The 5,431-nt window shown below is 66.7% G+C and carries 7 protein-coding genes; 1 reads left to right on the plus strand and 6 read right to left on the minus strand.

What is annotated here, in order from left to right; all coding sequences use genetic code 11:
- The 5 genes from EPO55_RS18185 to EPO55_RS18205 all read right to left on the minus strand — a co-directional run.
- The coding region (locus EPO55_RS18185) for a DUF169 domain-containing protein (RefSeq protein WP_296338493.1) at positions 1–395 on the minus strand (395 nt) is incomplete at its 3' end.
- A 30-nt stretch (positions 396–425) separates the two neighbouring features.
- Positions 426–1,163: an SDR family oxidoreductase gene (locus EPO55_RS18190; RefSeq protein ID WP_296338495.1), complete on the minus strand. Its 738-nt coding sequence runs from the start codon at positions 1,161–1,163 to the stop codon at positions 426–428.
- The gene (locus EPO55_RS18195) at positions 1,156–1,944 is read right to left on the minus strand and encodes an alpha/beta hydrolase (protein WP_296338496.1); all 789 of its coding nucleotides are present in this window, start codon (positions 1,942–1,944) and stop codon (positions 1,156–1,158) included. Before EPO55_RS18195 ends, EPO55_RS18190 begins: the two co-directional genes overlap by 8 nt.
- A 3-nt stretch (positions 1,945–1,947) precedes the next feature.
- Positions 1,948–3,243: an O-acetylhomoserine aminocarboxypropyltransferase gene (locus EPO55_RS18200; RefSeq protein WP_296338497.1), complete on the minus strand. Its 1,296-nt coding sequence runs from the start codon at positions 3,241–3,243 to the stop codon at positions 1,948–1,950.
- 7 nt (positions 3,244–3,250) lie between these two features.
- Positions 3,251–3,439, minus strand: coding sequence for a DUF1192 domain-containing protein (locus EPO55_RS18205; protein WP_296338498.1), 189 nt, complete (start codon positions 3,437–3,439; stop codon positions 3,251–3,253).
- Positions 3,440–3,504: 65 nt separating this feature from the next.
- Between EPO55_RS18205 and EPO55_RS18210 the strand changes: the two genes are divergently transcribed.
- Positions 3,505–4,497: an NAD(P)H-quinone oxidoreductase gene (locus tag EPO55_RS18210; RefSeq protein WP_296338499.1), complete on the plus strand. Its 993-nt coding sequence runs from the start codon at positions 3,505–3,507 to the stop codon at positions 4,495–4,497.
- On the opposite strand, the gene EPO55_RS18215 is transcribed toward EPO55_RS18210, so the two are convergent.
- On the minus strand, positions 4,494–5,141 hold the full coding sequence (locus EPO55_RS18215; RefSeq protein WP_296338500.1) for a cell cycle transcriptional regulator TrcR: 648 nt from the start codon (positions 5,139–5,141) through the stop codon (positions 4,494–4,496). The two genes, EPO55_RS18210 and EPO55_RS18215, sit on opposite strands and share 4 nt — an antisense overlap.
- Positions 5,142–5,431: the final 290 nt, after the last annotated feature.

A 5,431-nucleotide genomic window follows, 5' to 3' on the forward strand; every position in this document is an offset into this window, starting at 1 on the left:
TGGTGCGCGGCCGAGGCCTCCTTGTTGCCGAACCACACGCCGTTCATGTGATCGCCGGAGAGGAAGCCCTCGCCGGGATGATTGAGGCCGACCACACCGCCACAATTGCCACCACGCGTGTTGTCGACGGTGATGCCGAGCGTGAACCCGTACCAGCGCGACTGCGTCACCATCTGGCACATGGTGAACTTGAAGCCCTCGGTCGGCTTGCGTACGCCCTGGATCTTTTCCATGTCCTTCGGATTCTCGAACAGCCGCATGCCGATCGGGTTGGTGCGGATGCGCAGCAACTCGATCAGCTTGCCACTGGCTTCGGCCAGCATGGCGCCAGTGATCTTCTCCGGCGGCGTCCAAGGAGCGGTCTTGTAGCCTGGCGGCAGGGTCTGGACGTTCATTATTTCCTCCATGTCTGGCTAGGTGAGGCCCTATGTCAGGTTCAGGCCACCATCGGCGATGACAATCTCTCCGGTAACGTAGTCGTTGGCGCAGAGCGCTGCCACAAGATCGGCAATGTCTTCCGGTTTCGCAGGTCGCTTCATCGGTGACTTGGTGTTCCAGATTTCGAGCATGTCGGGCCAGCTGGCCGTCATCGGCGTCTCGACCAACCCCGGCGCCACCGCGTTGACCCGGATGTCGGGACCGAGCGCCAAGGCGAGCAGCTTTGTCACATGGTGCAGTGCGGCCTTGGACGCTGCATAGGGGATCGACGAGCCCTTGGGTCGTACGCCGGCATGGGTGCCGATGTTGACGATGCTGGCCGACCTCCCGCTGCCAGCCGATCGACGCAGGGCAGACTCCGCCTCCGCGACGAGCACGAACGGCGCGATCAGGTTCACGTCAAGCATCTGCCGCCACAGCGCCGGCGTCGCAGCCTTCAGGTCGGCGTGCGGGATGCGAATCGAAAGGCCCGCATTGTTGACCAGCACATCGAGGCGGCCGTGCTGCTTCAGCACGCCGGCGACAAGATCACGCGCCGCGGTCTCGTCGCCGAGATCGGCTTGGTGGTAGCTGGCCCCTTTCAACTCCGACGCCATCGCCCGCCCGACATCGGCGGAGCTGCGCGAATGAAGAGCCATGGTGTAGCCGTCGCGTGCCAGACGACGGGCGATGGCGGCACCGATGCCGGACGTGGAGCCGGTGACGAGGGCAACGCGTTCAGACACAGGATTTCAAAGCCTCCAGGGTTTCGTCGGGCCGTTCGACCATCATGAAGTGACCGCTGTTGGCGATCACGACGGTTTTCGAGCCGGCGATGGCAGTAGCCAGGGGCTTGGCCTTGGCGGCCGGCGTCATCAGGTCGCCGTCGCCCAGCACAAGGACGGTCGGACACTTCACGTCGGGCGCCCGGGCCAGCGCATCCTTGTAGGCGTTGCAGGCCGCGAGGTCGGTATGGATGACGCCCGGCTTGGCAGCCGACAGCACCGCCAGCGACTCGGCCCGCAGCCACAGGCCGGGCGAGACCATACCGCCCTTGTGCAGTGCGTTGCCGATGCCCCAGAACGTCATCAGCTCCTGGACTTTGAGCGTGCCGGCCTTGGCCGACTCGAGCATCTCGGGATGCACCGGCATCTCCGTGGCCACACCGCAGAGGCCGAGCGCGCGCACTTTGGCTGGATGACGGGCGGCGGCATCGAGCGCCACCAGCGCGCCCATCGAATGGCCGACCAGCGCCGCGCTCTTCAACCCCGCCGCCTCGATCAGCTTCGCCGCCCAGTCCGCAAGCGCTGCAATGCTGGACAAGGCCGGCCCGTCCGACCAGCCGTGACCGGGGAAATCGACCGCCAGCACGGCACGGTCATGATGGGCGAAGAAGCGCGTCTGCAGGCGCCATGTCGTGCGGTCGAACCCGGCGCCATGCAGGAAGACCACCGCGGGCTTGGCCGGATCGAAAGGAGCTCCGCCGGTCGTCGCAAAGACGGCGCGGCCGTCGACGTTGATCCGCATGGCTCAGGCCTTTTGCGAGGCGCGCAGCGCCTGCCCGAGATCGTCGAGGATGTCCTCGGGATCTTCCAGGCCGACCGAGAGCCGAATCATGCCCTCGCCGATGCCGGCCGAGGCGAGGCCCGCGGCATCGAGTTGGGCGTGCGTCGTCGAGGCGGGATGGATCACCAGCGACTTGGCGTCGCCCACGTTGGCGAGATGGGAAAAGAGCTTTAGCCGCTCGATGAAGCGGCGGCCCGCCTCCCGGCCGCCCTTGATGTCGAAGCTGAAGATCGAGCCCGCCCCCTTGGGCAGCAGCTTCTGGGCGAGTGCGTGATCGGGATGCTCCGGCAGCTCCGGCGAGGCGATGCGCTCGACCGCGGGATTGGTCCCGAGGAAGGCAATCACCTTGCGCGCATTCTCGCCGTGACGGGCGACGCGCAGCGGCAAGGTCTCCAGCCCCTGCAGCAGGTAGAACGCCGTCTGCGGCGCCATGCAGCAACCGAAGTCGCGCACGCCCTCGGTGCGGGCGCGCATGACGAAGGCGTGCGGGCCGAACTCCTCGGCGAAGTCGATGCCGTGATAGCCGGCGTAGGGTTCGGTCAGCGTCGGGAACTTGCCCGAGGCCTCCCAGTCGAAGCGGCCGGACTCCACGATCACGCCACCGATCGCCACGCCATGGCCGCCGATGAACTTGGTGGCGGAATGGAAGACGATGTCGGCGCCGAGCGTCAGCGGCCGGCACAGCACCGGCGAGGCGAAGGTGTTGTCGATCATCAGCGGGATCCTGGCGGCATGGGCGATGGCCGCGATCGCCGGGATGTCCAGCACCTCGCCGCCGGGATTGCCGATGGTCTCGCCAAGGACCAGCCGCGTGTTCGGCTGGATGGCTTTGGCGAAGCCCTGGGGATCGCGCGGATTGACGAAGGTCGTGGTGATGCCGAAGCGCGGCAGGGTGAGCGCCAGCATGTTGCGCGTGCCGCCATAGAGCGAGGTCGAGGCCACGATGTGACTGCCCGCGCCCATCAGCGTGGCGATGGCGATGTGCAGCGCCGCCTGGCCGCTCGACGTGGCCAGCGCACCGGAGCCCTCCTCCAGGGCCGCAACGCGTTCTTCGAACACGGCGACGGTGGGATTGGAGATGCGGCTGTAAATGTGGCCGCCGACTTCCAGGTTGAACAGGCTCGCGGCATGGTCAACGTCGCGGAAGACGAACGACGTCGTCTGGTAGATCGGCACCGCCCGCGCCCCGGTGACGGGATCGGGATGCTGGCCGGCGTGCAGCGCCAGCGTGTCGGGCTTCAGGAACTTGGCGTCGGCCACGAGGCCCTCACTTCTTGAAAAACGATGCGGCAGCCGAGGCGTGGCTCTGCTTGGCTTTGATCTTCTCCTCGACGCGGGCGATCTCCGCCTTGAGGACCGTGATGTATTCCCGGAGCTCGTCGACCGACATCGGATCGAGATTTCTCGGTTGCGATTTCTTCTTGAGCGGTTCGAGGTCGTCTGTTTCGAAGGCCATGGCGCGGCTCCACGGAAGCGGCTAAGGACACCTACCATTGCTCCCATCGCTTCGAAAGGCCGACCATGAGCGCTCTTCCCGCCACGATGACCTGCGTCGAAATCACCAAGGCAGGCGGGCCCGAAGTGCTCGTGCCGACGACGCGGCCGGTGCCGGTTCCGAAGGCCGGCGAGATCCTGATCAAGGTCGCGACCACGGGCATCAACCGGCCCGACATCGCGCAGCGGCAGGGCACCTACGCACCGCCGCCGGACGCCTCCGACCTGCCGGGTCTCGAAGCCGCCGGCACGGTGGCGGCGGTGGCCGCCGGCGTCACGGGATGGAAGGTGGGCGACACGGTCTGCGCGCTGACGCCGGGCGGCTCCTACGCCGAGTACTGCGCCGTCCCCGCGCCGCAGTGCCTGCCGATCCCCAAGGGTTTCGACATGCTGCAGGCGGGCGCGCTGCCGGAGAACTATTTCACCGTCTGGCACAATCTCTTCGAGCGCGGTCTCCTCACGTCAGGTGAATCGGTCCTGATCCACGGCGGCGCCAGCGGCATCGGCACGACGGCGATCCAGCTCGCCAAGGCTTTCGGCGCGACGGTGTACACGACGGTGCGGACGGCGGAGAAGGCCGCGGCGGTAAAAGCGCTCGGCGCCGACCACGCCATTCTCTACAAGGACAACGACTGGGCGGCCGAGGTGAAGAAGCTGTCGGGCGGCGTCGATGTCGTGCTCGACATGGTGGCCGGCGACTACCTGCCCAAGAACCTGATGTTGCTGAAGCAGGACGGGCGCTGCGTCATCATCGCGGTGCAGCTGGGACCGGTCGCCACCGTCAGCGCCGGTATCATCATGGTCAATCGCCTGACCGTCACCGGATCGACGATGCGGCCGCAGAGCATCGCCAACAAAGGCCGAATGGCGCGCGGACTGAAGGACAAGGTCTGGCCGCTGCTCGAAAGCGGCAAGGTGAAGCCGATCATCTACAAGACCTTCCCGCTGCGCGAGGCAGCAGCGGCGCACGCCGAACTGGAGCGCGCCGACCATGTCGGCAAGGTGATGCTGACGGTCTAGGGCTCGCTGACGTCAGGCTGGTCGGCCTCGGCCGGATCGACTGCGGCGACGGCGGCCTTCGCCGCTTCCGCCGCGGCGCCGGCCTTGGCCTGTGCCTTCTTCTTGGCGGCGTCCTCGCGGGCGGCCTTGCGGCGCGCCTTGTCGACGGCGTCGTTGAGGTCCTTCAACATGCAGAGACCGAGGGTCACGGGATCACGCGGCCGCACGTTCTGCATGTTCCAGTGCGAACGGTCGCGCACCGACTGAACGGTGCTCTTGGTCGAGCCGACCAGCTTGGCGACCTGGCTGTCCTGCAGTTCAGGATGGATCTTCAGCAGCCAGGCGATGGCGTCGGGACGGTCCTGGCGCTTGGCCACCGGCGTGTAGCGCGGCCCCTTGGAGCGCGCGACCGGCATCGGCACGTCGCGCGGCGTGAGCTTCAGCGCGGCATTCTTGTCGGCTTCCGCGCGCTTGATCTCTTCCTTGGTGAGCTGGCCGTTGGTCGTCGGGTCGAAGCCCGTCATGCCGCCCGCCACCTCGCCGTCGGCGATCGCCTGGACCTCGAGCGGATGCAGGCCGGTGAAGGCCGAGATCTGGTCGAAGGTCAGGGTCGTATTCTCGACCAGCCAAACGGCGGTCGCCTTGGGCATCAACACTTGCGACATGACTACATTCTCCTGCGCCCGGATATAGAGGCCGCTTCCGCCCCCGCCAACCCGAAAAGCGCCTGCCCCTGACGATTGCCTGGCAATTGATATGGGGCCTGAAAAAAGGAAACGGCCGGGAATTACCCGGCCGCCCCTCGATATTTTGAGCGAAGCCCGAAGCTTCGGACCGTCTTACTGGATGACGATCTCGACGCGGCGGTTCTGCGGCTCGCGGACACCGTCCGCGGTCTTGACCAGCAGGCCCGCTTCGCCGCGGCCGATGACGGCGATCGCCGTCGCCGGCACGC

The organism is Reyranella sp. (genome assembly GCF_004296935.1).
GTDB lineage: Bacteria > Pseudomonadota > Alphaproteobacteria > Reyranellales > Reyranellaceae > Reyranella.